We start from the raw sequence: 25,195 nt of genomic DNA, 5'->3' as shown, positions 1-25,195 counted from the left end.
AAACCAGCTCCATTATGTAGGTATTTAGTATTATATCACATAAATATTTTTAAAGATAAACAAAAAAGAGGCCCGCAGCTATGGTGCGGGTCTCATTAGTTAGTACATGTTACCTATTAACCCTCATAGTCCTCTTCACCAGGCGCTGTAAGAGATTCTCGAATGACATAGACGAAAGCACATACCAGAATGCCTGCGATTATACTCATGGCCATCACTCCAACCGTTTCAAAGGTATATCCATTGTACCATAAATAAATGAGTAATCCAGTATTTTGGAAGCGTTTTCTTTGATGATTTCAAATATTTTTAATTTTTCGAAAGTGATGGATGTCCACCTTATGACATATACGTGTAAGAGGGGTTGTACGTCATCCGCCTTCAGCGGTATACCTATCACATTCCGACTATAGGAGGAGGCGTTGTTCTTGCTGCGCTCGTTCGTTCATCCGCTATCCGTCACTGCTTTTGGCGCTCTTGGCATCGTGCTTATGATGACCGTTTTTCCGACGGAAACATTAGCTTCCTCGCTTCGCGGGCTATCCATCTGGTGGCATGTGCTTTTTCCTGCCTTGTTTCCTTTCTTTGTCATCTCGGAGATGCTGCTTGGTTTCGGCATTGTGCATTTCTTCGGCAAGCTGCTGGATCCGCTTATGCGCCCTTTGTTCCGTCTCCCGGGCATCGGAGGTTTTGTGGTTACAATGGGCTATATTTCAGGCTATCCTGTGGGCGCAAGGCTAACGGCCCAGCTTTGGGAGCAAAGACTCGTAAATCGTGCAGAGGGAGAGAGGCTCGTTGCCTTTACGACCACGTCTGATCCTATTTTCCTAATCGGGGCGGTTTCCGTAGGCTTCTTCCAAAATGTTGCGCTGGCGCCTATCCTGGCAGCTGCGCATTATGGCAGCGGATTATTAATCGGCCTGCTTATGCGCTTCCATGACCGCCATGCGCCCCCCTCGTCTGCATCGCGTAAAGCGGATGCTGCCGGGAGCGTCAGAAGGAGAAAGCCTTCGCGAATTGCCGCTGCTATCAAAGCGATGCATGAGGCTCGTCTGCTTGATGGACGGGGCTTGGGGCGCCTGCTGCAAGACTCCGTCCAATCGGCGCTACGGCTCATGATCGTCGTTGGCGGTCTCGTCGTTTTTTTCTCGGTCGTGATGGAAATGCTCACCCATGCAGGAATCGTTGAAACACTCGCTGAAGCGCTCCGATATTTATTTCAATTGATCGGCCTCCCCGCACCGCTGGCAGATGCAAGCATATTCGGCTTGTTCGAGGTCACGCTAGGCGCGCGGGCGGCAGGCACGGCCGGTACGGGCCTTATGCATCAGGTTGCGATTGCTGCGTGGATTCTTTCCTGGGGCGGTTTGTCAGTCCATGCTCAAATCGCTAGTCTGCTCAGCCGAACGGATCTGCGGTATCGCCCCCTTTTCCTGGCTAGGCTTTTGCATGGATTTCTTGCGATGGCGCTTGTTTATGTCCTTTGGGGCTGGATGGCTCCATAATTCGCTTTGCTCCGGTACAGGATCGCCGCCGTGCATTGAATTTCAAGGCAATTTCCTTTATCATCTAAAGTACTATGAAGATCGGAAGGAGATTTACCTTTGAAGTATGCGGTTATTGATCGAGGCGACGCATTATCCAAATCGTTAGCGGAAAAATTTCACATCTTGGCTGCAGAGCGCGGCTTCAATCGAAATGATGAAACACCTGAAATCGTCATTTCCATCGGAGGAGACGGAACGCTTCTGCTTGCCTTCCATAAATATGTCGATCAAATCACGAACGTGGCATTTGTCGGCGTTCACACCGGACATCTGGGCTTCTACGCAGATTGGCAAGCCGACGAGCTCGAGGACCTTGTGAAGATGATGGCTGAAGAAACGCCACGAATCGTCCGTTATCCGCTTGCTGAGATTGAACTGGAGACACCTACCGAAAACCGTCATTATTTATCTTTGAATGAATTTACGCTCAAGGGCGTGGACGGCACCTTGGTAGCTCAAATTAACATTAATGATGAAATGTTCGAAATGTTCCGGGGGGACGGTATCGTTATCTCCACCCCATCAGGCAGTACGGCGTACAATAAAAGTTTAGGCGGGGCCATCGTGCACCCTTCGATAGAAACACTGCAAATCGCGGAAATCGCTTCTATTAATAACCGTGTTTACCGTACGCTGGGCTCTTCCGTATTGCTGCCGCAGCATCACCACTGCGATATTATTTCCAAAAAAGAACAACGGCTTCAGCTCACCATTGACCATATCAGCATTATGCGCAGCGACATCCAATCCATTCGCTGCAGCGTATCGAGCCGGAAGGTCAGCTTTGCAAGGTACCGCCCCTTCCCTTTCTGGAACCGGGTACGCGAAGCATTCCTGGGCTATGACGTACGCTAATTCGCTTTCTCACGGATGATTTAATTGGCAAAAAAAAGACACTGCAGCGCCGTTTATGGGCGCTCAGTGTCTTTTTTGTTCGGTCGGTTCGAATCGGTGGATGCGGCAGCGGTCTCGCTAGCCGCAAGCCGGAACGGTTTCTTGCCGCGGTGGTCGTTGCCTTTATACCCGCCTTTACGCTGCTGATGGTCACGTTTTCCGCTGCTTTGGTTTTCATTGCCGCGTCCTTCGCTGGCAGCCGCGTTATCGCTATTATTTTTCTCATGGCTATTGCGATTCGAGCTTCGATGGCGATTCTCACGCGGCTGGTGGCGGTTGTGGCGTTCACGCTCATGCGATGGCGCAGCCGCTTCCTTAGCGCTTGCAACCTCATCGCCATCTGCTTCCACGCCTTCTAAGCCATCAACCAGGCCCGCAGCGGCTGCAAGAAGATCAGCAGCTTCAATGCGAGGACGATGATCGTCAGCATCCAAGTCGTAGTCATCTGGCTCACGCTTCGTGCTTTGTGTCTTTTCTAGTATGAAATACGCGCAGCCGAAATTACAATATTCATTAATATAATCCGACATCCCGGAGAAGGTGCTGTCTTTGGTTGCCTTTTGGTGATTATCGCGAAAAAAACCCTTTAGCCGAAGCTGGCTGTAGCCCCAATCGCCAATAATAAAATCGTAACGCTCCAGCACTTCACTATAACGATCACGAAACGCCTCAGGGTTCCAGCCGTTCCGATTCTCATGAACAATCTCGTATGATTTTCCGCCGATATGAATCAAAGCCATGTTCTCCACCTCATCTTGAGCGTCAGTTACATGCTGCTTGAGCAAGCGCCGGAGGAAACCTCACGGTCGAATCCGGCTTCAACGGTTTCTACAGCCATAGCTGCGTGTGCCGAATCGGTTTGCTCATGCGCATGATAAGAGCTGCGTACCAGCGGTGCGGATTCGACATGCCGAAAACCGCGCTTCAGCCCTTCTTCTTTTAATTTTGCAAATTCGTCCGGGTGGACGTAACGCACGATCGGCATATGCTTCGGCGAAGGCTGCAAATATTGACCTAAAGTCAAAATATTTACATCGTTGGCGCGGAGATCGTCCATCGTTTGCAGAATTTCGTCCCATTCCTCTCCAACGCCAAGCATAATGCTGGATTTGGTTGGGATTTTCGGTTTCATTTCCTTGGCGCGTCTAAGCAGTTCCATTGTACGGCTGTATTTCGCTTTGGCCCGTACGCGATCAGACAATCGCTCCACTGTCTCTACGTTATGATTCAAAATATCAGGATTCGCATCCATGACAATTTGAAGCGCATCTTTGTTACCAAGAAAATCGGGAATAAGCACTTCCACGCGGCAAAATGGCATCCGTTTGCGAATAGCATGGACGGTTGCTGCAAAAATGGATGCGCCGCCATCCTTCAGATCATCACGGGCTACCGAAGTAACCACGCAGTGCTGCAAGCCCATTTGCTCGGCAGCCTCCGCGACGCGTTCAGGCTCGTCTAGATCCAGCTCGGTCGGCATGCCTGTCTTCACCGCGCAAAAACGACATGCGCGCGTGCAAATATCGCCCAAAATCATAAACGTAGCTGTGCGGTTCGCCCAGCACTCGTAGATGTTCGGACAACGTGCCTCCTCGCATACGGTATGTAATGTCTTGGAGCGCATCATATTTTTAATTTCGGCAAAGTTGCCGTCTGTCGCTAACTTTATACGAAGCCAATCCGGCTTTTTGAGTGTTTCCTGTTGTTTCATATGGGATGACCTGCTTTCAAGTTCATTTATAATTCCTAAACTCATGGGGTTATTATAACATGTTTCAAATAAAAATAGCACTTTATGACGATTTCGTTTCGAATCGTTTGCTTTGCCTATTCCAAGATTAATTTCACTATTACCATTGAAACATTTCCCTGAATAGTAACGTTTAGTATTTTATGGAATTATAAATATCATTTAAAGGATGGTCTCGCCATGTCTTCAAGCATCAAAATTATCTCATTAATAACAGTGCTATTTACAACCCTCTGCATTGGAATAGTCAGCGCGCGGTATTCAGACCAAACGTTGGAACAACGAACAAGGATGGCAGCAGGCCCGTTTCTCAGTCAACCGACAGAGTCAGCCAAACGAATCATCAACGATTATTTTACTGAAGTCATGCATGGCAAAGATGAGGGTACCGCACTCTTAGGTTTTGAAATTGTAGATGTCAATACGGCCAATCTTCAAGATATAAAAGTAGCGGTTCGTTTAAATTATGTAAATGGCCTCCATTTGCCCACAACGAACTACTCCATCATTCTGATAAAAAATCATTATCAGGTTAAAAAGCAGTATTGCTCCTATGACGGCATACCAGAATCTCCTACCTATGGTTCTTTGATTGGCTGCACCTACGAACGCTCTGATAATGGAATTAGCATACAATCGTAATGTTTCAGACATGCTTTTAATTTATAACGCGTTTCGAATAAAAACCAATCATTTGCAAACCCTAACGACAAAGCCGTCATGCTTCCGGAAGGGTGAGATGTTTGAAACCGATTATTGCCATTGTTGCAGCTATAACTTCAGCCTCTATGCTGCTTGCTCAACCCGTCAGCCTGGCTGCAGCATCTCCGCCTGTCACAACAAGGCTAGCCGCAGAGGCTAATGGGCAGGCAGCAGGCGAACAGGACTCGTTCAATGTCCGAAGAGCCCTATATGAGAAATTAAGCTTATTTACCGAAATTCCCTGGTACTGGATTGCTGCCATCGATCAATATGAGCGTTCCATGTCCAAGGTTCGGCCTAAAGCTAGGCCCATGCTTGGCAGCACCGTTGGCGTATTCATCGATCAAGAGCATTGGGCCGGCCCACTTAATCCGAATACGGAAGACAGTTCTCCCGCTTCGATCCGCTTCTTCAACGGCATTGGACGTGACGGTGACGGCAATGGGCAAGCAGAACGGACGAGCGATATTGATTTGCTTTACTCGCTGGTCAGCCGCGTCGCCGCCTACGGCATTTCCGATGATGATTTTTCAATTGGATTATGGGAGTACTACCAAAATAATCGCTCTGTGCAGAGGATTCAGCAATTTGCCCGCATTTACTCAACGTTCGACAAATTAGATTTGTTCGAGCATGCCTTTCCCGTACCCATCGGAACCCATTATGCCTATAATAGCACCTGGGGAACCGGACGTAGCTGGGGCGGCAGGCGGACGCATGAGGGTACCGATATTTTCGCCCCCCACGGGCTTCCCGTTCGCAGCACTTGCTATGGAGTCGTTGAAGTGAAAGGCTGGAACCCTTATGGCGGCTGGAGAATCGGCATTAGGGACCTGAACAACTTTTATCACTACTACGCGCATTTATCGGGCTATGATAAGACCGTCAACATCGGCGACGTCGTAAAACCAGGTCAGGTGGTCGGTTGGGTTGGAAGCTCAGGCTACGGCAAGCCAGGCACGCAGGGTAAATTCCCTCCCCATCTCCATTACGGAGTCTATAGTGACCGTGGCTTGATAGAGTGGTCGTTCGACCCGTATCCGATGCTGCGTCGCTGGGAACAAGCGGAGCGCAAGCAGCTTAGGGCAAAGAAATAAATTTACGTATGTAAATCAACGCTGATATGCTCTTCTACCATAGCAGGTTTTATTACTTAACCTGTCTACTTTATGGGGAGCATATCAACTCCCCCTCCACTTCAAAGCCTCTCTTTGTTTGCTTTCATCCTATAAGCTTAAGCCCCTGCTGCTTAAATGGAATTTCTCCTTCTAAAATGACATCTCCCGTCCTATGCATTAACTTATCCGGAATTTCTCCTTCTAATTTAAGCTATAGTAGGCGAGATTAGCCAAATCGCATGAATTAGCGGGATTAATTCCAGCTATACTACTTATCAAGCTAAATACCTTATATTTAGCGGGAGTCTTTCCAGCAAATCCAAGTGAAAGATGTATGTTGCAAACGTATGATGAAGCTATTTTAAGACAAAATGCCTGAAAGCGCCGATGATTTAAAAAGAAGCTGCCCTCAAAGCCTAAAGCCTTGAGGGCAGCTCTTTCTCATAGCTATCGAGGGCTACTCCGTAGAGGCGTTTCCTGCGCTTCCCGCGCCATTGCCGCTCCCGCTCGAATGTCCGCCTTCCTCCGTAATAGCTTCTGTAGACGGCCCGGCATTTGATGAACCTGCATTCCCGTTGCCTTGCGGGCTGGTCGTTACTCCGCTTCCCGATCCTTGGCCTAGCGGCACGGAAATGTTCGGTGCCTGCGCGGCAGATTCGCCGACCGGTTTACCGGTATTGTCATAGTAATACATCGGCACATCGCCAACAACAAGCAGGTAAGAAATCGGAATATCGGTTTCCACGATTTCAGGCTCGGTATCGAAAGGGATAATAATCGTCACTTCCGCGATAATGCGGATGTATACCTCAACCAAAATCATATTGATGCCCGCATCCTTCTGACGCGTGCTAAGATCCACCTTCACGGCTCCCACCGGCTCGAACTTGACCGGCACCCTAGGCCCGTAGGAGGAAATAATAGCGCTGCCAAGCGCATGGCCAATCGGGATATGCTCGGGGATATCCTTCATCTCGTTTAATGTGCTTTGGACGGTATTAATCGTCTGCGAGGTAATGCTCATATGCTCAGCGTAATTCAGCATAAAACCGGAAATTTTTCCGTTGCTATTCATCTTCCAATCGATAAGCTTGTCAGTATCGGAGCGATTAGCCACCTGTTCCGTAATCGCTTTATTAATCGCTTGCGTCGCCATTTGTTTTACTCTGATTTTTGCTATGTTCATCAGCGGCGGCCGTAAATTTTTCTCGATATACACAAACGATTGAATCGAAAAGATCGTCATAATAATCAGCGCAATCAGAAAGATCGTGCGCTTGCGGATACGCGGCCTTGGTGGCCGGGCTCCCCATGCGCTGCCCGATCCGCTTCCGCTGCTTTTTGCGCGGCTGCTGAATTTCAGCGCTGGCTGGCGAACGCCCCATTTCCCGCTGCCGGAGCTGGTACGCGCTCCCCATTTAAAGGACGGGGCGCCTGTGCCCGTTCCCCATTTTTTGGGAGCTGAACGCGGACCGGCCGAGCCGGTGCGGCTGCCCCAGCTAACCGTTTTTATTTTCGAGAACGGACGGCCTGATCCAAGCTGCATCCGGCTCCCGCCGAACCCCCGAAACCGCCAGCCCCGCCTCCCCCACTTTGCCAATCCGATCCCCTCCCGCCTCAAGCTGTCCCTCTTCCTTACCCATACTTATGCACAACTCGGCCAAAAAAGAAGACGGCCTGCCAGAGCTTGATTAAACAGCAAAGACATTTAAAGCGTTTTATTTCAAACGAAAAGAAGGTACAAGCCGCAGCCGGCTCATACCTTCTTTCCAATGATCATCTATCCTCTTATTCTCGCTGCAGAAGATTTATTTAGCGAGCGTTACAGTAATGTCCTGTCCCGTCGCCCAAGCAGAAGCTGCCTTCACCTCATACGTCATTCCAGCTGTCAGCTTCGAGCCGCCCGTCAGCTCGAAAATTCCCGTTGCACCTTTGCGCGACGTCAGCTTATAAGCAGCCGTCAGCTTGCTGCCGTCCGAACCCGTAAGCTCAAGACTGCGAACTGCAAACAGCTCATCCTTCGGATCTGCTTTGAGCGTCAGCTCCAACGAGGATTCATCGATCGCCTTCGCCGAAGCTATCACAAGCGGAGCTGTTTCTTTTGCTACAAATGTACTGCTCTTAATATTTGCCCATTCCGAGGAAACCGTATAGTTAACGCCCGGTTGAAGAACGGATCCCTCCGGCAACCGGAATTTTGGTGCCTGACGGCCGTCTGTCGCTTGCGTGAACAGGACATAGGTCGCGGTCATCGGCGCTCCGCCCTCCGGAGTGATCGTTACCTGCTTCGACCGCATGGAGGAGATAATCTCATACGTTCTGCCGTTAAAATTGTTGTTCTCATCCAGTATGAAGGCAATCGCCGCCCTGCCAACGGAGTAAGCTGCAATGACGTTGCCGTAATCGGTAATGCCGTTGGACAGCTCTGACACAACCTCGAACGTATCGTAAGACACTTGGCTAACACCGCTCATTTCAATCTTTTCGCCACTCCCGGTAAATTCACCTGACGCATTCCCTTTATAAGTAAGCTCATAAGCTGTTCCGGCTTTCTGCGGTGTCGTAGGAACGATATAGGTGGCGATTGAACCCGTCTTGAGCTGAGGAACGTTCAGCATGGCAAGCCCGTTATTGAAGCTGAAATTGCTTAATGCTTCATCCAAGGCGGCATCCTCTGCGGTTAACGGCTCGGAGAAAGTAACCTCCAGCGTGATCGTGTTCAGCGGTTTGATTTGCACAACCTTCGCATCAACAGACGGTTTTGCTTTCTGAGCGGTAACGATCAGCTGCGCCAGCTCTCCGCGTGTAACTGATTCCGGCTTGGCATTCACGGCTTGCGCCCAGTATTTAACCGAAGCAGCATCGCGTTTCAATGCTTTAGAAACTACATCCGCAAGCTCGGCGGCAGTGACCGGCCCATTTGGCTTCAATCGTTCGTCTTCGGCCTTCATAGCTCCTAGGTTTATTAGAGTAGCCACATAACTGTAGTACCACTTATCCGCTTCGAGATCCGTCACTCCTTCTGGCTGTGCTGCTTGAATGGGAAGCGCAAGTCCGGTTACGACCAGCTTCGCCAGCTCAGCGCGGGATACAACGGCATTTGGCTTGATCAAGCCGTTTCCGTAACCGTTCATAGCTCCTTGCTTAACCAATGTTAGAATCGCATCTGCTGATGGAACCCCTGCTTCATTTATATCTTGAAAGCCCGCCGTGCTTGCTTGCGTGCCGCTGCTTGCCAATACGTTAACCGGTCCCGCCGCCATGGCCGAAGCCCCGATTGCTGCCGCCAATACGATTGCTGCCATCTTGCTTGAAACAAAATTCATTCTTGTTTCCTCCTTAGGGTGCTTTAATTAACTTAAGACCATCATAAAGGACAAGAATAAACCCCATTCAAACAAAACATTAACAAAAGATAAACAGCGACGAAACTTTTGAGAAACTATGGGGAAAGCGATCTTGCTATACCGTCAACCGATAGCCGGCTCCCCATATCGTTTCGATATACTGCGGATTCGAAGGGTCCGCCTCAATCTTCTCCCTGAGTCTGCGAATATGCACGGTAACCGTAGCAATTTCGCCTAGTGAATCCATATCCCAGAGCTGCTCGAACAGCTCTTGCTTGCTAAATACATGATTCGGATTCTGCGCGAGAAAGGAGAGCAAATCAAACTCTTTCGTCGTGAACTGAACCTCCTTGTCATTAACATAAACGCGACGCGAGGAAGCGTCGATTTGGAGCCCCCGGATGCGGATTTTCTCGGGTCCCCTCGCCTCGCGCTTACCCATCAGCCGCTCATATCGCTGCAAATGCGCCTTTGCCCTTGCCACTAGCTCGCTTGGACTGAACGGCTTCGTAATATAATCATCTGCGCCAAGGCTCAAGCCGCGAATTTTATCGATTTCCTCTTTTTTGGCGGATACGATTAGAATCGGCACTTCCTTCTCCGCCCGGATTCGGCGGCACAGCTCGTAGCCATCCATGCCTGGCAGCTGCAAATCCAGCACGACCAGATCATATTGCCCCTCCATCGCTGCTCGAAGCCCCTCGGTCCCCGTCACGCAAATATCGGCAGCATAACCGTGCAGCTCAAAATAATCCTTCTCCACCTCGGCAATGGACATTTCATCTTCAATGATCAGAATGTTCTTCATATCCGTCCTCCTGTGGCTTCGCCAGCGGCAGCCTGATAATTATCGAGGTGCCCTCGCCAGGCTTGCTTTCCGCATGGATGGTGCCGTGATGTCCTTCAATGATTTGCTTGGCGATGGCAAGTCCGAGGCCGCTCCCCCCGGTCTGACGGCTGCGGGACAAATCTTCCCGGAAAAACCGGTCAAACACATATGGAACGGCATCCTCGGATATGCCGGGACCGTTATCACGAATCGCTAGCGTCACGAATGCCCTATCCCTTTTCACCTGTAGCTCCATCCGTTTAGGCGCGTTCACCATATACTTCACGCCATTATCGACAATATTGACGAGGACGCGCTTTAGCTTATCTCTGTCGGCTAGCACCGTTGTTGAACCCTCATCTTCCACTTCGCATGTTAAAATAATGCCGTGATCTTGCAAATCATAATACAGATCATCTGCATAATCCCCGACAAAATCTCCAAGACTAATTTCCTCGAAAGCAAATGGCAGCTGTTTCAAATCGAGCTTGGAATAGAGAAACAGCTCATCAATCAGCTGATCCATATCATCGGCCTTTGTCAAAATCGTATTCACATACCGGTCCATCTTCTGCTGCGTATCCGGCACGCCGTCCCTTATCCCTTCAATGCTCGCTTTAATAGCGGTGATCGGCGTTTTTAAATCATGCGTAATATTCGCAATCAGTTCTTTGCGGTTGTTCTCATACTGCAGCTGCTTCTCCACAGACTCCTTCAGCTTCACCCTCATCCCCTCAAAGGACTCGCTAAGCTGGGCGATTTCATCATGGCCCTCCGCGTGAAGCTCGAACGCCAAATTGCCTTCCTTGATCCGCTCTGCTGATTTCTGCAGTAAACGAATAGGTTTAACGATGCTGCGCGTCAGCAAGGAGTATAGAAGGGCATTCATGAGCAGCAGCACGATAAACAGCACACCCAGAATGATCGGCAGCAGCGACCGCACAACCTCGGCAAACGGACTCCTTTCGCGAATCACGAACATACTGCCCTTGGCTCCATCCGAAAAATAAAAATCGAATTTGGCGTAAGCATAAAAATGGTCGCCAATTTGCAAGGTATCGCGTATCGCATTATTGTTCATTTCGTAGTCTGGCAAATACGCCAGCAGCTCCGGCTGCTTAACCGATAGGGAGGAATAAATTTGCGTGTCCTCCTTCCGAATGAACAGCTCGGCCTGCATGGCTCGGAGCTTAAAATTGTACTGCTCCAGCAGCTTCGGATCGAGCAGCGATTCCGGCTCGTTTTTGGCGAGGTATTTCAGGTCGAGAAAGATCGTCTCCTCCTGCTCTGTTAGCGGGTTAACGGCATAATGAATATTGTAAAAGTCCTTTACGCTCCGCACATCGCCTGTGAGGGCGACCACAAAAAGCAGCGCAGCGGCAAGAAACAATAGGATCGTTACAATAAGAATACAAGTGTACGACAGCAATAGCCGGACGCGTATCGACATGTTAGGTTCTCCTTCCGGCGTTTCGTCTCTTCCCTACAATGTAACATAGGAACGATCGGGAGAACAAAGAGACTTTGCAACGCGATCCCTCATGGGATAGACTATAGGAAATCATTATTCGTGCTAAAGGAGTATTGGCATATGTCCATTAATCGTCGGCTGAATACCGACTCCGATTTCGAAGAAGTCATGGAGCAGCAGCAGCGCATCCGTGTTTTTCAAGACAATCAGCTGATCGACTCCAGCTCGCTGGTCGTGCGGTTTGACGATAGCGTCATTGTGACCCAATCCGGAGTTAGCGATATTGCTTATCATAACCGGAAGGCATGCGAGTTTTTCTTGCTGAGAAAGCGCTGATCCGCGCAGCTGTTTCATACACCAAAAAACGGTGCCATCTGCTCGCTTTCGCGCGCGGATGACACCGTTTTTTGCTTTTAGCCTTATGTTCCATGTCTACACTACTTGATTTACTGCTTATTAAGCAATTGAACGTGCTGCAGCAAGCGGGTGATCAACGTTGCCGCTTCCGCTCGGCTGGCAAGCGCCAGCGGCACAAATCCTCCATTGCCTTTGCCTTCCATGATGCCCGCCGCTGCCACTTGTGTCACATCGTCAAGTGCCCAGCCATGGATAGCCTGCTCGTCTTTGAAGCTGACTGATGCTCCGGCCGCCTGATCGCCGGCAGCGCCAGCATTCTCTGCGAATTGCAGCGCATTTGCAGCCATGACCGCCATTTGCTCTCTCGTAATCGTCGCGTTCGGACGGAAGGTCCCATCCTCAAAGCCTTGAACAAGCCCATGTTCCGCAGCAGCAGCAACGCTGTCCGCATACCATGCAGTTTCCGCAACATCTTTGAAGGCAGACAGCGCCACAGCCTCGCCATGGCCTAATCCGAGCGCGCGCACAAGCATGGCCGCGAATTCCGCGCGCGTTACGGTACGTCCCGGCGCGAAGCTTGCTTCCGAGACACCGCTGACGATTTGTTTGGAAGCCAGCAGCTCAATGGAATCTTTCGCCCAGTGGCTGCTGATGTCCGCAAAGGTTTTTTCATTGACCGCTAGCGCGTAAATGCTGTTACTTGTGCTCATGATGGTGGCGACAGTTTTTCCAGCAGCGTTGTTGAATAAGGCAGGAACGTAACGGAATTCTCCCGTGGCCGAATTATATACGAGCGCCACTGCCGTTTTCGCCTTCAACTCACCGCCTGCCGTCATCGTCCGCTTCACATATTTGCTGCCGAAGCTGACGACGGGTACCGTCTTTGTGCCGTCAGAAACCGTTATCCCAAATTCAACCGGCACGCCTGAAAGCTCGATGCCTGCTGCTGCGGCCTTCTGTTCGAGCTCGGCCAGCGACTGCCCGCTGATTGGCCGAATCGTAAAGGTCCAGATCAGCTTGGTGTCTACGGTCTGTTTCGTTTGTTCCAAAGCGCTGCTCACAAGCGCTATTGGAAATTCATAAACGGCATCTCCCTGTTCGATGATCAGTATGGCATTTGGGCTGCTCTTGGCTGCATCCAGCAGCGCCTGAGCGGAGAAGGACAGCCCACCGCCTGCAGCGAGTGCTTCCTTCCCAAACACGATTCTCGTCTGATTGCCTGCGGCTTGCTCTTTGAGCTTGGCATCATTCCTCGCCGTGTCGGCAGAAGAGCCGCCAGACGGAACGGAACCATTGCCTCCCCCAGAGCCTCCTTCAGTTTCCTCTTCAGGTTCAACAACCGGGACGGCAGCCTCTTTCACGTTAACCGTCAGCACTCTGCTTTCCTGCCCAAAAGTGACCGTTAGTCTCGCCGCTCCTGCTTTAACAGCCGTAAGCAGCTTTTCTCCATTTACGGTTGTGATATCTTCCCCGCTGCTCACCGATACAGCCGCATCCGCAGTAACGTCTGCGCCACTCTTGTCGATGACCTTTAATGCCCGCGTATCTCCCACTGTCAAGGCGAATGGGCCTCTGTCCCCGTTTTCAAGTCGGATTAGGAACGGCTTCGGCCGGTTTGCAAACCCTTCATTCTGCTCGGTGAACGCGAGCTGCCCATTTGCACCGGCTAGCATCGTTATTCTCTCGCCGCGCACAATCACGTTATCCACTTCAAGGGTGCCCGCTACATCGCTGGTGACATCAATACCGTTAGTTCCCATTCCATCAAGCACGATATTCTGAAGCGTCACATTGCTGATATTGAAGCCGGCGCCATGCACGATCAGGCCGGCATAGGTACTGTCCAGCGCTACGTTATCCCGCACGATGACATGCCCGTTCAAATCCTTCTCGCCCGCAAATATCCAGATCGCTCCCAAATTGATGTTGTAGGCCGCATCCGCGCTGCCTGTACGGAGCAGCGTATTGCGCTCCACAATCGTCGTGCCGCTGAATGCTACCGGATTGAACCGCGTGGATATCGCAATCCCTGCTCCATTCGTAATCGTATCCGAACCGATATTATCCTGAAGCTTATTGTCCTGTCCGCCAAATATAACGAAATTATCCGCCAGCCATGGCAGCGCTACTGTATTAAAACGCGCCGTGTTGTTGACGCTTGCGCGTCCTTCCGCTGACCACATAGCGATGCCGTCGTCGCCCGGGTAACGGATATCGGATTGTTCCATGATGCTGTTGCTCGTGCCGACAGAAAAGTTAATGCCGTCCGCCATCAAATTGCGCAGGCGTAAGCCAACCATATGCAGCCCATCCGTCATTTCATCGCTGCCTCTTACCTTCGACAGCCAAAGTCCCGTCTTGGAATGCTCTACCCAAACGTTCTGGATGACCGAGCCTACGCCAAAACCGCCATAGAATGCGTGGGTCAGCGCTTCGTCGTCGCGAACATTCAAATCTCCGTCAATGAGGAGATCATAAACGCCTATGTTGGCCCCTTTGCCGATAAACCTTGCCCCGATCAGCGTTGTGTACCACATGCCCGCTCCGCGAATCGTGATTTGATCCAAGTCAATGACATTCGCTTTAAGCTCGAACTCTCCCTCTGGGAACCAGACGCCTTTCCCCTGCTCCTTCGCAGCGCTCATTGCGCCGTAGAATGCGATTGTGTCATCGTTTCCATCGCCTGACACGGCCCCAAAGTCGGTGACAGACACAAAGCCTTCCGGCTTCGTTAACGGACCATCCACCTGTTCCAGATCAACAAGATCGATAATGTAATAATCTGCGGCATTGTCCGCATTTTTCTGCAAACGAAGGGTTGCCCCTGCCGGAATGTCGCCAATTCGCGCATGAATTTCATCGAAGAAGCGGTGCGCATTGCCCTGCTTCGGATCATTCGACCAAGGGTAGCTTCCGTATTCCCAGCCATGCTTCGAGCTAAGCGCCAGATTTTGTTTAAACTCGCCGTTCACGTAAAGACTCAGCGTTTCGTTTAATCCCGCGCCATCCGCGCTATCCGGAATGACATAGCGCAGCACAAGCGAATTGGCAGCTTTCGCTAGCGTAAATTCCACATATTCGCCTTCGTCTGCCAGCTTCACCGCTTGCCTGCCTGAAGCTTCGGCTGCGATCTCGCGGTAGCTGCGCGACGGGCCAAGCAGCTCGCCATTCGTCTCGCCATGCTCCGCTTCATAAGTAAGGTAGGGAAGCGTTGCTCCGCGATAAGCGATGCCGACGCTATTTTCAATCAGTAAGCTGTCGAGCCACAATTGTCCTGAATCCGCAGTGTCCTTTTGGAACGTGATGATATTGATTCCTTTGCGGAGCTGCACGGCAAGACTCGTCTTGGACCAGCTTTGCGTGCTTCCCGCCGCCTTGAAAGCCACCTGCCTAATTCGTTCGCCGTTGACGTAAAGGCTCAGTTCCTTCGAGTCGCCCGACATGTTCAAGTAACGCAGCTCTGTCCCGTAGCTGCCAGCTGCTTGGGCGTGGACCGTAAAGCTGAGCTTATCTCCGGTTTCCGTGAAACCTCCGGCATATCCGGTACCGGAATAGCCTTTCTCAGAATCCGCTAGTTTAACATCTCCCGAGGCAAAAGCCAGCTCTGCTTCATAATGTTGATTGGCGGCTACCGGCTCAAGCTGCCATAGCGCCTCATCAGCCGCATTCGGCGTACCATAAGCAGCCTTACCTTCCGCCTGCAGCAGCAAGCCATCCGATTGCGCCGCATTGGCAAAGCGCTTGTAACCGACTCGGTCTTCCATGGTCCACTGAGCGGCGTCATTGCCTCTAAGCTCGCCGGATACCGCTTTAAGGCCCGCACCATCCAAGGTCAACAGATGACCTGTAGCTTTGTTCTTCACCAACCTGCGCCCGTTGAAATCCTGCAGCAGCCACTGGAAGGCATCGCTCCCCGCGCTTGGCGTGCCTGTCAGCACCACACCTGCGTTCTCATATAAGTAACCGGAGCCTGCTTTCGCTTTAATGCGCACGTAACCGGTATCGTCGAAGATAGGCGTAGCCGTATCATTATTCTTCTCCTCGCCCATATTCGGCGTCTCAAACAGCTCCGGCGCTTCCTTCATCGTCCATTGCACCGAGCCGAACGAGGCTGGATACAGCCCGCGCTCCGCGTAGCCGGCATTATTTTGCACATGGATCAGCTCATCATCGTATTTGCCATTCAGGCTGCGAATATAATATTCCGCGCCGCTCGGCGAACTTTCAATCGCCCACTGCGATGCGACATCAGTGCTAGCCGCCTCCTTGCTTTCGATAAACGCATAGTCTCCATTCATCGTCATGTAATGGCCGGTGACACGGTTTTTCAGCCGAACCGCTCCCCCGTCCTGCTCAACAAACCAGTGGCTATAGCCATTCGTCTCGGCTAGAGCGCCGTATAGTACAATGCCTCCGTTATTCTCATACAGGAATTGGCCGTTCGCCTTGTTCTGAATACGAATCGGCGCAACCGGGAGCGGCTCTGAAGGAAGCGCCACTGGCTCCACGGCGAATTGCGCGCGATCTTCCTCTGCCACAAGCTTGCTCACTCGCGAGAATCCATCGCCGTCTGCATAAAGGTAATGGCTCGCCCAGCCGCTCTTTAGCACAATCAAGCCTTCTGCGGCACCTTGCTCCATAAGCCATTTCGCGCTGCCCCAGCAGGTGCAAATATCGCCTTGCGCTTGGATGGGCTGCGTAGGAGCATCAAGCTCAACATCGCCGCCGATATGCTCCATCGATACGTAGTGTCCCGTTTCCAGATTTTTTAAGCGGACCGAGGTTGGCCCGTCGCCTGTTTTCTCCAAGTACCAAACCGAGCTAAGGTCGGTCTCCGGCAGCTCGCCGTACTTTACCACTCCAAGCCCGTCGCCTGCCTCCGTTACCTCAAAAAGATAGCCCCCGTTTTGTTTGTTTTTCAGGCGTACGTTCGTCAGCGCCGCGTCCGCTACCGGAACGAAGCGCCAGCGCGGGCTTCCCCAGCTCGGATTAATGACGCCGTACTCCGCGTATTTCGTCAGGTTTTGAAGACTGATATATTTTTGCTGGCCGGATACGTTATTCGCATCCTGTACGCTATGAATCAGCTTCGAGCCGCCAACATCCTCGATTATCCATACCGCGCTCGTCCATGCGTCCTCGACTGCGGTCACATCGATGCGTCCTCCGGACATCTTCTCAAGATTGATATAATGGCCGGTCGCTCGGTTCTGAATTCGTTTGCGTCCGTTAAAACGCTCAATCAGCCATTGTCCCTTGTGGTCATCCTCCGAGACATTGCCATATTTCAGCTGTCCAGCAGCATCCTCGTATAGCACAAACGCCTGCCATTCATTTTGAATGCGGACATACTGCGGCGAACCGTCTCCGCTGAAGGCAGGGTCTTCGAACAGCCACTGCGCCGCATCCTCGTTCGGGTCAATCGCACCCGCCTGCGCTGCGCCAAGATTGCCCTGAATATGAAGATACTGCTCCAGACCCGCCTCGCTTCGCACGACTTTGTAATCGTCATAAAGCGTAGAGTTGCTAATCAACCATTGGTCTTCAGCCGTGCTTGCGGCAAGCGGAAGCGCCTGAAGCGGGGCAGCGGGGTCATTGGTTTCCGTTCGGGTTACGTAGTGGGCAGTTGCCAAATTCCGAAGCCGCTTCTTGCCGTTCAAGTCCTCCTGAACCCACTGGTAAAATGCTTTTTCTCCTGCAGAAGCCGTAAGCGCTCCATAACGAACCACGCCCGCCTCCTCATGCAAATAAGCGGTGCCTACGGCCTCATTCGTGAAGTTCACCATTCGGTAGGGCTGTGCATCCGGTGCCAGCTCCACTCGCCAGTGTGCATTGTCCCTATCCAGAACGGACCAATTGTTGGAGCGAACATGAATATCATCAAATTGCGTATTCAGCACAAAAGGTTGCGAAGGGTCTGCTTGATAGGCCTCCACGTTCTGGAAGGTGACAAATCCCCCTCCGGCCGCAGGCGCCATCATCCATTCGCTCTTAACTGTAGCGTCCAAAGCGACAGCCTTAATCGGTTCCCACAAAATGCCCTGCGTAATGTAGTGGCCGGTGGCGCGGTTTTTGATCCGGTACGATTCCGTGGTTGCCCCAGGCACCAGCACCCAATGGGAAGTCCGGTCTACAGCCGGTACATCGCCGTAATCAACCGAGCCATCCACGCCTTCATACAAATATTGTCCCGCTCGGAATTTATTCGCCAGACGAATCGGCGCGGCAGACTCCACAGGCTCAAGCGCCCATTGCGGGCTCTCGAAGGTGATGTTGATATCGTTGCTCGCTTCAGCGAATCCGAGCTGATCCTCTTGATGAATGACTAGATTCGCATTCGCTGGGACGGTTGCGCTCTTGATTACCACATAACCTGCACGATTCGAATCATGAATCGTCCATTGATCCGCAAGCGTACTCTCGGCAATCTCGCGGCTCGTTAACGCATCTCTCCGCTGCCCAACCTCCGCAATCGTCATGTAATGGCCAGTGGCACGATTTTGCAAGCGCTTGTTGCCATTATAATCTTCGATCAGCCACTGCGAGGACTCATCCTCATAGCTCGGAAAGCCATAACGGACGATTCCGCTCTCATCCTCATACAAATAATTGCTTTGCCACTTGTTCTGAATGCGAACATAGGTAGAGTCCGTAACCGATAGGGCAGCTGTCTCCGGTGGCGGATCGCCTGCCGTTTCCGGCGCTGCCTCGTTGGCATAGACCGGCACAGCCGTAAGCATAAGCAGCAGCGCCAGCATAAAAGCGAATATGGACCTTGCACGTTTCATAGCACAGACCTCCCAAAGGTTTGCAAGCACTAGCTTGATTCATGCGCCTGCATATGTAGATCAATCATTCCCTTTTATCATAATTTGGAATCGCTTACATAACGATGTGCATTTCTAAATAAAGTAGGTGATATATTACGAATACCTGATATTAAAAGCTTCTGCCTTTTCTCCCCCTCCTCGCTCGCATGCTTAAACCTAAAAAAAAAGCCCCCGTCCTAAGACAGAGGCTGCAAACGGCTTCTATTTCTCTCCTGTTAGCCATGCCGCCAATTCCTCTGTTTGGGAAAGGGTGGCAATGGGATCAAAATACCAAGAGCGATCATGCGTCCAAATATAAACCCGGTCATTTTTCACTGCATCAAGCAATTTCCAGATCGGGTCTGCTTTCAAATCCGCGAGCGTAAGCGTGTCGGTAGTCAAAACGATGTAATCCCCCGCAAAGTCAGACAATACTTCACCTGATACTTCCACGATCTGTTCTTTCATTAGCTGCTCGGCCACTTTAGCCGGCGGCTTCAGGCCAAGCGCCTGGTAAACGGCTTGTCCGCCTCTGCCAAAGTTATCGCCGAACACCCCCGTGTTCTTGCCCCAATCCTGCATGACGGAAACGGTAGCCTCGCTTGGGATCACACTCTCTACCTTCTGTTTAGCTGAGGCAATGCGTCTGTCATAATCAGCCAGCCAAGCCTCTGCCTCCGTTTCCTTGCCTAGCACTTTCCCGAAAAAAGCAAGCTCTTCATGCGCATTTTTCAATTCCCCATAAGGGACCAATATCGTAGGCGCGATTTTACTAAATTCTGCATACGCCTCTTCATTCCCCGTCACTATCAAATCCGGCTGCAAATCAATGACTTTTTCGAGCGATACACTTTCATATTCCCCGATATTTTCCACGCCGGCAAGCGCCTCCGTAAAATACGGATTTTTCAAATTAAGCTCTGGCGTTCCGACCGGCGTGACCTCCAAAGCAATGAAGCTGCCTAAATATAAATCAACGACGATCCGCTGCGGTTGATCCGGAATTTCGATATCCCCTTTAATTGTAGCAACCATTCTGGTCTGTGCCGGAGCCTCGGTTGCGCTAGCGGTTGCTTGTGCTGCCACTTTGCTTGTCCCCGTGCCCAGATTTCCCGTTGAGCAAGCGCTCATCATTAAGGCAAAACACAATAAAAGCGTGGCTGCCATAGATAATTTCAAACCTTTGTACATGGTCAAGTTTTTCTCCCCTCTTAATTGATAATGATTATCATAACCATCACCATTGTACTTCCGCAGTTTGCCTCGAACAATGGACGATCGGCTCCATCTATATAGACGATCGGCTTCGTTTCTCTCTCCTTGCTTGCGTCGCCGGTAATGCCCAGGAGATATGCCGGCATGTTTCTTGAAAATCCGTGTGAAATATAAACGGTCGGGATACCCCACGCTTTCGGCAATCTCCTGAATCGTTGCATCGGTTTGCCACAGCAGCTCCCTGGCATGCTTGATTCTTACTTGAATGACGTAATCGATCACACTGTAGCCCGTTTCCTGTTTAAACACCTTCGATAGATTTTTCGCGCTATAATTTAAGCTTTGCGCCAGTTGCTCCAGCGTGATCGGCTCACTGTAATGATCATGAATGTACCGCTGGGCTTGTTCGCCAAGCGCTATTTTCACGGGGGAATCGCCATAGAGCTGAAGCTGTCGCATTGCTTCATAAACAAACCGTTGGAATAATGCATTCACATGCAGCCGCTCCAAAGATTTCGATACTCGCCATTCTTCCTCCATAACCCTAAGATTTTTGAACAATACAGCCGAGTTTTGCGGCGCAAATCCGTAGGATTGAGCAAACGGCTTCTGGCTCTCAAACAAAGTTAAGATTTCTTGGCTGCAAGGCATTGGAATCGTTGCTTTGTAAAATATGAGATAATATTCGAAGTCTTCCTCCGTTATTAAAATATCCAAGCACATGCCCTTGCCGCCATGCAGCAAGCGGAACTGGTCCGTCGCATAAGGCTTCTTGTCCAGCAGCACTTGCGCCTGCCCTTTAACGGTGTACAAAAATCCGCTGGCAGGCAGCAAGTACGCGTTTACGTTGTCGCCAAACTTCAGCCTGTGATGACGAATATCCAGCACTTTACTGAAGGCGTAGTTCCAGCATTTCACATGATCGTTCCAATCCATCTTCCGCTCCAACTCCTCAATGCTTGCTTTCCGAATAGACATTATAAAATATATTAATGATAATGATTCTCAATGTCAATTCATTTCTGGTTATCTTCCTAGCACCTGGTACTATAATAAGTTGGTACTTACGGGAATAGGAATATGCTGTAAACTAAAGACATCAACAACAACACGGTTCGGGAGGGCTTCACAAATGGAAAAAATGGAAACGATGCAAGTTCGCAAACCAGCTAACTTTTACCGCCGCCGCAACACACCGACTTACACCTTCATGGCTTGGGCCGCCTTTCTGCTCGCAGCCGGATTTGAATTCATCGGCATTTATACGCTCAAGCAGCCGATGTCTGTACAAGGCTATTACGCCGTAACCGGCGTTCTCTTAATTATCACTTCGTTCCTCCTACAGAAGGTTGCGCGTGACAATGACGAGGATAAATTTCTTAAAGAATACAACCCAGGCTACAGAAGCCGGAACACTAGCGCTTTTACATTCATGGCTTGGGCCGGCTTTATCCTGGCGGTTCTAGCGCAATACATCGGGATTTATGTGCTTGAAGAGCCGCTTTATGTGAAAGGCTATTATGCCATTGCCGGCGCTTTCCTGATTGTCGCTTGCCTTGTCTTGCAAAAAACGATTCGCGATAATGAGGAAGACAGCATTCATACAAGTGCCAATGAGGAGTTTGAAGCGTAGAAAGAGATACGAGAGATTGTATACGCAAAACAAAAATAGGACAGAGCAGCTGTTAAATCCTGCTCTGTCCTATTTTTGTTGAACAGTCTTCCAAGCAAGGTGAGTCACTTGAAAGACTGCCCTTTCCCATCAACTATTCTACTTTAATGGAATCAAAAAACTTCTCTTGTACAACCTTGGCCGATTTGTCTAGCAGGCCTTGAAGGTCCGCTCCTTTTGTAGAGAATACCTCCTGCAGGACATTTGTTAATTCCCCGTAATAATCCTGTGTGTTGTATTGCGCTTCCGGTTTGCCGTCAAGCAGAGCATCGGATTCTGCATTGTATTTGTAGACGTTGTCGTACTTATCGAAGATCGCTTGCGCTTTTTGTCCGTATTCCGAACTTGGGCTGTAGTAGTTCATTTGCGGCGGGATAAAGAATTTGCCTTCCGCTTGGCGTTTTTGGATATCCGTTTCTAGCGATTCTAGGCCTTTATCCGTGAAATAATCAAATGTGATGTAACGGAATGCCATGTCTTGCTCATCCTTCGTTGCATTTGGGTTGATGACCAAATAATCTCCACCCAGAACGCCCGTGTGCTTGCCGCCTTTCTCAGCTGCTGGCATTGGGAATGTCAGAACGTCCTCAGGCTTCAGTCCGCCTTGGTTAAGCGCTTGCTCAAGTACGCCCTCTGCTCCGGCAATAACCATTGCCGTACGGCTTTGGCCGAATGCGCCAACCGCATCTCCCCAGCCAAGCGCCCAGTCTTGCGGAATCGCATTCGCTTCCCATCTAAGCTTGTTGTAGAACTCAAGTGCTTTCAAACCTGCAGGAGAGTTAAAAGTTGCCGTTACTTTGCCATCGGCAACGTTTTGGACCTCGCCGCCTGCTTCAAACAAGAAATTCGTCCAGTTCCAGCCTGCTTCTGTTCCTTTGCCCATTGGCGCGATGCCTGCGATCCCTTTTTTCGGATCGGCAACCGCTTTAGCCGTGTTGTACATATCGTCCCAAGTCCAGTCGTACGAAGGAACAGGAACGCCCTTCTCATCCAGCAGCTTCTTGTTGACGACTGTAGTCGTTACATAAGCTTTCTGGGAAACGCCGAACACTTTGCCGTCAATGATGAATTGGCTTTGCAATACCGGGTTGATTTGATCTTTGTACGGATAAGCATCCCATAGCTCGGTAATATCAGCTACCCAGCCGCGCTCTTGCAAAAACTTCGCTTCCGTTGCCCAAGTGTTGAAGAAGGTTGGCGCTTCGTTAGCTGCCATTTTGATTCCGATTTCACTTGGGTTGTAGTGCCAGTCGCTCTTCACGATTTCTACGTTCGGATACACTTCATTGAAACGTTTGATCTTATCGTCTTCCAGCTTGCGGTTTTCCACTTGGTCCGGCAAAGGATAATAGATGCTAATTGTAATTTTTTTATCTTTAATATCTTCTTTCGGAGGATCCGTTTCCTTCGAACCCGCGTTGTTCGTTGCGGCATTTGTCGGTTTATCGGTTTCCTTCGCATTGCCGCCGCTGTTGCCTCCACTGCAAGCAGCCAAGATGGAGCATAGCATAACCATACAAATCATGACCGCTACATTTTTCTTTAGCATTGATATTCCCCTTCTCATTTCGTATTTTCGCTACATCCTCATCATAAAGGAGGCGTTTTCATACCACGAGGTGTATTCTTATTCCGATCATGTGTATGTCTACGAACTGCTTATCCCTTCACTCCACCGAGCTGTAATCCGCGCATGATGAATTTTTGGAACGTTAGAAACACAACGATTGGCGGCAGCATGACCATCGTCAGAATCGCAAAGCGAATGTTAAGATTCAGCCTTTGCGCGCTGATGACGTATTTGTATACCGCTGTCGCCAGCGGATATTTACTATCGCTGTGCATGACCAGGGATGGCCAGAACCAATCATTCCAAGCCGTCGAGAACACGAATATTGCGAGGGTAGAAAAAATCGGAATCGACAGCGGCAGCACGATGAGGCTGAAGCTTTTCCAATCGGACGCTCCGTCGATGCGCGCCGCCTCGATCATTTCGTGATGGATTCCATCAAAGAAGTTTTTAAGAAGCAGCAAGTAAAATGCGCTCGCACCTGCCGGCAGCCAGAACGCGGCATACGTATTGAGCAAGCCTAAATCCTTCAGATTTAGGAAATTAGGGATGATGTACGTGCTTGGCGGGATGAACAGCGTAATCATAAAGAAAAAATAAATGCCGCGCTGGTAAGGCACATTCAGCTTTGATAGGCTGAAAGCCGCTAATCCGAGGACGACCACGGTCATCACCATGTTGCCGCCAAAGATCATCAGCGTGTTTTTCAAAAACAGCGGCAGGTTCATAAACTCCCAGCCCTTGCTGTAATTGTCAAAATGCCATTCGGTAGGGAGCAAGCGCGGCGGAAACGAATTCGCTTCCACATTCGTCTTCAAGCCATTGAACAAAGCGGTCAATACCGGGTAAATCATGCTCGCGACCATACCAATAATGACGACGATTGCAATTAAAAAGCCGATTTTATTCGTTTTTTTGCGATAATCGTAGCTGGATAATATACCTCTCTCCAAGCTTTTCATGATTTGCCAGCCTCCTTGTTGTTCAGCTTGAATTGCAAGAGCGCCAATCCGCCCAGAACAAGGAACATTAGCACGCCTAATGCAGACGCAACGCCATAATCCAGCCGCGTGAAGGCGTACTTAACAATAAGCAGCGAGTACGTAAGCGTCGCCTTGTTCGGTCCGCCATCCAGCAAAGCAAGCTGGGACTGAAAGCCTTGGGTCGTAGCGATCAGCTGCAGCAGGAACAACAGCAGCACTAGGCCGCGAATCGAAGGAAGCGTAATATGCCATATCCGGCGGAAGATGCCCGCGCCGTCAATTTCTGCCGCTTCATACCAATCCCTAGGAATACTCAGGACGGCGGCCAAATAAATCAGCATGCCCGACCCGAACTGCTGCCAGGTTTCCATGATGACAAGCGAGATCATCGACCAGCTCCGGTTGGTCAGGAACGCGATTTGGTCGGAGCCTGTCTGCGTCAGCAAGCCGTTAATCGGGCCGACCGGGTCATAGAACCATCTCCATAGCCCATACAGCACAACGGCTGGTATGACATTGGGCAAATACGCCGCTACGCGAACAAAACCTTGAAAACGGCGCAGCTCCGAGATCGCAATGGCGAACAGGATCGGTACCCAAAAGCCAATAACAAGACATAAAAACATGTAATAAAGCGTATTTTTCACGCCGATCCATACATCGGGGTCATTAAATATCGTCTTGTAATTTTCTAACCCGACAAACTCGTTTCCTTTGACAAAATCAATTGAGTAAAAGCTGTAAATAATCCCCTTCGTAATCGGCACCCACAAAAACAAAATAAAAATGATGGCTGCCGGCAGCAGAAATAAATAACCTGAGATATGCTTTTTCCACCTGCCAGCCTTCCTCTGTACCTGGGTATCGAGCGGCTCGCCTACTGCAACTGGTTGGTTCATTCGGTTTCCCTCTTTTCTTTTCTATCGCTCTA

The 25,195-nt window shown here is 50.4% G+C and carries 17 protein-coding genes and 1 pseudogene; 7 read left to right on the top strand and 11 right to left on the bottom strand.

Going from position 1 to position 25,195, the window contains the following annotated elements; translation table 11 throughout:
• Positions 1 to 491 precede the first annotated feature (491 nt).
• Together ylbJ and FJQ58_RS19015 are read left to right on the top strand one after the other, a co-directional pair.
• Positions 492 to 1,505, top strand: a complete 1,014-nt coding sequence (ylbJ, locus tag FJQ58_RS19020) for a sporulation integral membrane protein YlbJ (RefSeq protein WP_139996417.1) — start codon at positions 492 to 494, stop codon at positions 1,503 to 1,505.
• 99 nt (positions 1,506 to 1,604) lie between these two features.
• Positions 1,605 to 2,402, top strand: a complete 798-nt coding sequence (locus tag FJQ58_RS19015) for an NAD kinase (RefSeq protein WP_139996258.1) — start codon at positions 1,605 to 1,607, stop codon at positions 2,400 to 2,402.
• Between the two features lie 53 nt (positions 2,403 to 2,455).
• Here FJQ58_RS19015 and FJQ58_RS19010 read toward each other — a convergent pair whose 3' ends face one another.
• Both FJQ58_RS19010 and lipA read right to left on the bottom strand, forming a co-directional pair.
• Positions 2,456 to 3,181: a YutD family protein gene (locus FJQ58_RS19010; protein WP_238404175.1), complete on the bottom strand. Its 726-nt coding sequence runs from the start codon at positions 3,179 to 3,181 to the stop codon at positions 2,456 to 2,458.
• Positions 3,182 to 3,207: 26 nt separating this feature from the next.
• Entirely contained in the window at positions 3,208 to 4,152 is a 945-nt protein-coding gene (lipA, locus tag FJQ58_RS19005) for a lipoyl synthase (protein ID WP_139996256.1), read from the bottom strand.
• A 219-nt stretch (positions 4,153 to 4,371) separates the two neighbouring features.
• Here lipA and FJQ58_RS19000 point away from each other — a divergent pair, with 219 nt between their 5' ends.
• A complete protein-coding gene (locus tag FJQ58_RS19000) occupies positions 4,372 to 4,833 on the top strand; it encodes a hypothetical protein (protein ID WP_139996254.1) in 462 nt (153 codons plus the stop codon).
• A 146-nt stretch (positions 4,834 to 4,979) separates the two neighbouring features.
• Positions 4,980 to 5,990 (top strand): M23 family metallopeptidase, encoded by a 1,011-nt coding sequence (locus tag FJQ58_RS18995; RefSeq protein WP_139996415.1) that lies wholly within the window; start codon positions 4,980 to 4,982, stop codon positions 5,988 to 5,990.
• Between the two features lie 478 nt (positions 5,991 to 6,468).
• On the opposite strand, the gene yunB is transcribed toward FJQ58_RS18995, so the two are convergent.
• From yunB to FJQ58_RS18975, 4 genes are all read right to left on the bottom strand, one after another.
• Positions 6,469 to 7,611 carry a sporulation protein YunB gene (gene yunB, locus FJQ58_RS18990; RefSeq protein ID WP_338016153.1) on the bottom strand — a complete coding sequence of 381 codons (1,143 nt, stop codon included), beginning with the start codon at positions 7,609 to 7,611 and terminating at the stop codon, positions 6,469 to 6,471.
• A 208-nt stretch (positions 7,612 to 7,819) separates the two neighbouring features.
• Positions 7,820 to 9,337, bottom strand: coding sequence for an S-layer homology domain-containing protein (locus FJQ58_RS18985; protein WP_139996252.1), 1,518 nt, complete (start codon positions 9,335 to 9,337; stop codon positions 7,820 to 7,822).
• A 136-nt stretch (positions 9,338 to 9,473) separates the two neighbouring features.
• The gene (locus FJQ58_RS18980) at positions 9,474 to 10,166 is read right to left on the bottom strand and encodes a response regulator transcription factor (RefSeq protein WP_139996250.1); all 693 of its coding nucleotides are present in this window, start codon (positions 10,164 to 10,166) and stop codon (positions 9,474 to 9,476) included.
• On the bottom strand, positions 10,144 to 11,637 hold the full coding sequence (locus FJQ58_RS18975; protein ID WP_139996248.1) for a sensor histidine kinase: 1,494 nt from the start codon (positions 11,635 to 11,637) through the stop codon (positions 10,144 to 10,146). Before FJQ58_RS18975 ends, FJQ58_RS18980 begins: the two co-directional genes overlap by 23 nt.
• 141 nt (positions 11,638 to 11,778) lie before the next feature.
• Here FJQ58_RS18975 and FJQ58_RS18970 point away from each other — a divergent pair, with 141 nt between their 5' ends.
• Positions 11,779 to 11,994, top strand: coding sequence for a hypothetical protein (locus tag FJQ58_RS18970; protein WP_139996246.1), 216 nt, complete (start codon positions 11,779 to 11,781; stop codon positions 11,992 to 11,994).
• Positions 11,995 to 12,104: 110 nt separating this feature from the next.
• Here the strand turns inward: FJQ58_RS18970 and FJQ58_RS18965 are convergent, their stop codons facing one another.
• Both FJQ58_RS18965 and FJQ58_RS18960 read right to left on the bottom strand, forming a co-directional pair.
• A complete protein-coding gene (locus FJQ58_RS18965) occupies positions 12,105 to 18,803 on the bottom strand; it encodes an S-layer homology domain-containing protein (RefSeq protein WP_139996244.1) in 6,699 nt (2,232 codons plus the stop codon).
• A gap of 243 nt (positions 18,804 to 19,046) precedes the next feature.
• Positions 19,047 to 20,975, bottom strand: coding sequence for an AraC family transcriptional regulator (locus FJQ58_RS18960; RefSeq protein ID WP_139996242.1), 1,929 nt, complete (start codon positions 20,973 to 20,975; stop codon positions 19,047 to 19,049).
• A 19-nt stretch (positions 20,976 to 20,994) separates the two neighbouring features.
• On the opposite strand from FJQ58_RS18960, the pseudogene FJQ58_RS33425 reads away from it, so the two are divergent.
• Positions 20,995 to 21,387: pseudogene (locus tag FJQ58_RS33425) on the top strand (YiaA/YiaB family inner membrane protein); the annotation flags it as partial.
• Between the two features lie 84 nt (positions 21,388 to 21,471).
• The gene (locus tag FJQ58_RS33215; RefSeq protein ID WP_274382333.1) at positions 21,472 to 21,672 is read left to right on the top strand and encodes a YiaA/YiaB family inner membrane protein; all 201 of its coding nucleotides are present in this window, start codon (positions 21,472 to 21,474) and stop codon (positions 21,670 to 21,672) included.
• A 133-nt stretch (positions 21,673 to 21,805) separates the two neighbouring features.
• On the opposite strand, the gene FJQ58_RS18950 is transcribed toward FJQ58_RS33215, so the two are convergent.
• From FJQ58_RS18950 to FJQ58_RS18940, 3 genes are all read right to left on the bottom strand, one after another.
• Positions 21,806 to 23,260 carry an ABC transporter substrate-binding protein gene (locus FJQ58_RS18950; RefSeq protein WP_139996240.1) on the bottom strand — a complete coding sequence of 485 codons (1,455 nt, stop codon included), beginning with the start codon at positions 23,258 to 23,260 and terminating at the stop codon, positions 21,806 to 21,808.
• Positions 23,261 to 23,370: 110 nt separating this feature from the next.
• Positions 23,371 to 24,243 carry a carbohydrate ABC transporter permease gene (locus tag FJQ58_RS18945; protein ID WP_139996238.1) on the bottom strand — a complete coding sequence of 291 codons (873 nt, stop codon included), beginning with the start codon at positions 24,241 to 24,243 and terminating at the stop codon, positions 23,371 to 23,373.
• Positions 24,240 to 25,163, bottom strand: a complete 924-nt coding sequence (locus FJQ58_RS18940) for a carbohydrate ABC transporter permease (protein WP_139996236.1) — start codon at positions 25,161 to 25,163, stop codon at positions 24,240 to 24,242. The genes FJQ58_RS18945 and FJQ58_RS18940 overlap by 4 nt, the downstream gene beginning before the upstream one ends.
• Positions 25,164 to 25,195: the final 32 nt, after the last annotated feature.

This window comes from Paenibacillus paridis (assembly GCF_006345825.1).
Taxonomy (GTDB): Bacteria; Bacillota; Bacilli; order Paenibacillales; family Paenibacillaceae; genus Pristimantibacillus; species Pristimantibacillus paridis.
The sequence above is the reverse complement of the archived record's forward strand: the minus strand, read 5'-3'. Positions and strand labels throughout refer to the sequence as shown.

Coding starts and splice junctions, on each gene's coding strand:
- ylbJ (WP_139996417.1), top strand. CDS start 492: ATGATGACCGTTTTTCCGACGGAAACATTAGCTTCCTCGCTTCGCGGG.
- FJQ58_RS19010 (WP_238404175.1), bottom strand. CDS start 3,181: ATGGCTTTGATTCATATCGGCGGAAAATCATACGAGATTGTTCATGAG.
- lipA (WP_139996256.1), bottom strand. CDS start 4,152: ATGAAACAACAGGAAACACTCAAAAAGCCGGATTGGCTTCGTATAAAG.
- FJQ58_RS19000 (WP_139996254.1), top strand. CDS start 4,372: ATGTCTTCAAGCATCAAAATTATCTCATTAATAACAGTGCTATTTACA.
- FJQ58_RS18995 (WP_139996415.1), top strand. CDS start 4,980: ATGCTGCTTGCTCAACCCGTCAGCCTGGCTGCAGCATCTCCGCCTGTC.
- FJQ58_RS18985 (WP_139996252.1), bottom strand. CDS start 9,337: ATGAATTTTGTTTCAAGCAAGATGGCAGCAATCGTATTGGCGGCAGCA.
- FJQ58_RS18980 (WP_139996250.1), bottom strand. CDS start 10,166: ATGAAGAACATTCTGATCATTGAAGATGAAATGTCCATTGCCGAGGTG.
- FJQ58_RS18975 (WP_139996248.1), bottom strand. CDS start 11,637: ATGTCGATACGCGTCCGGCTATTGCTGTCGTACACTTGTATTCTTATT.
- FJQ58_RS18970 (WP_139996246.1), top strand. CDS start 11,779: ATGTCCATTAATCGTCGGCTGAATACCGACTCCGATTTCGAAGAAGTC.
- FJQ58_RS18965 (WP_139996244.1), bottom strand. CDS start 18,803: ATGAAACGTGCAAGGTCCATATTCGCTTTTATGCTGGCGCTGCTGCTT.
- FJQ58_RS18960 (WP_139996242.1), bottom strand. CDS start 20,975: ATGGATTGGAACGATCATGTGAAATGCTGGAACTACGCCTTCAGTAAA.
- FJQ58_RS33215 (WP_274382333.1), top strand. CDS start 21,472: ATGGCTTGGGCCGGCTTTATCCTGGCGGTTCTAGCGCAATACATCGGG.
- FJQ58_RS18950 (WP_139996240.1), bottom strand. CDS start 23,260: ATGCTAAAGAAAAATGTAGCGGTCATGATTTGTATGGTTATGCTATGC.
- FJQ58_RS18945 (WP_139996238.1), bottom strand. CDS start 24,243: ATGAAAAGCTTGGAGAGAGGTATATTATCCAGCTACGATTATCGCAAA.
- FJQ58_RS18940 (WP_139996236.1), bottom strand. CDS start 25,163: ATGAACCAACCAGTTGCAGTAGGCGAGCCGCTCGATACCCAGGTACAG.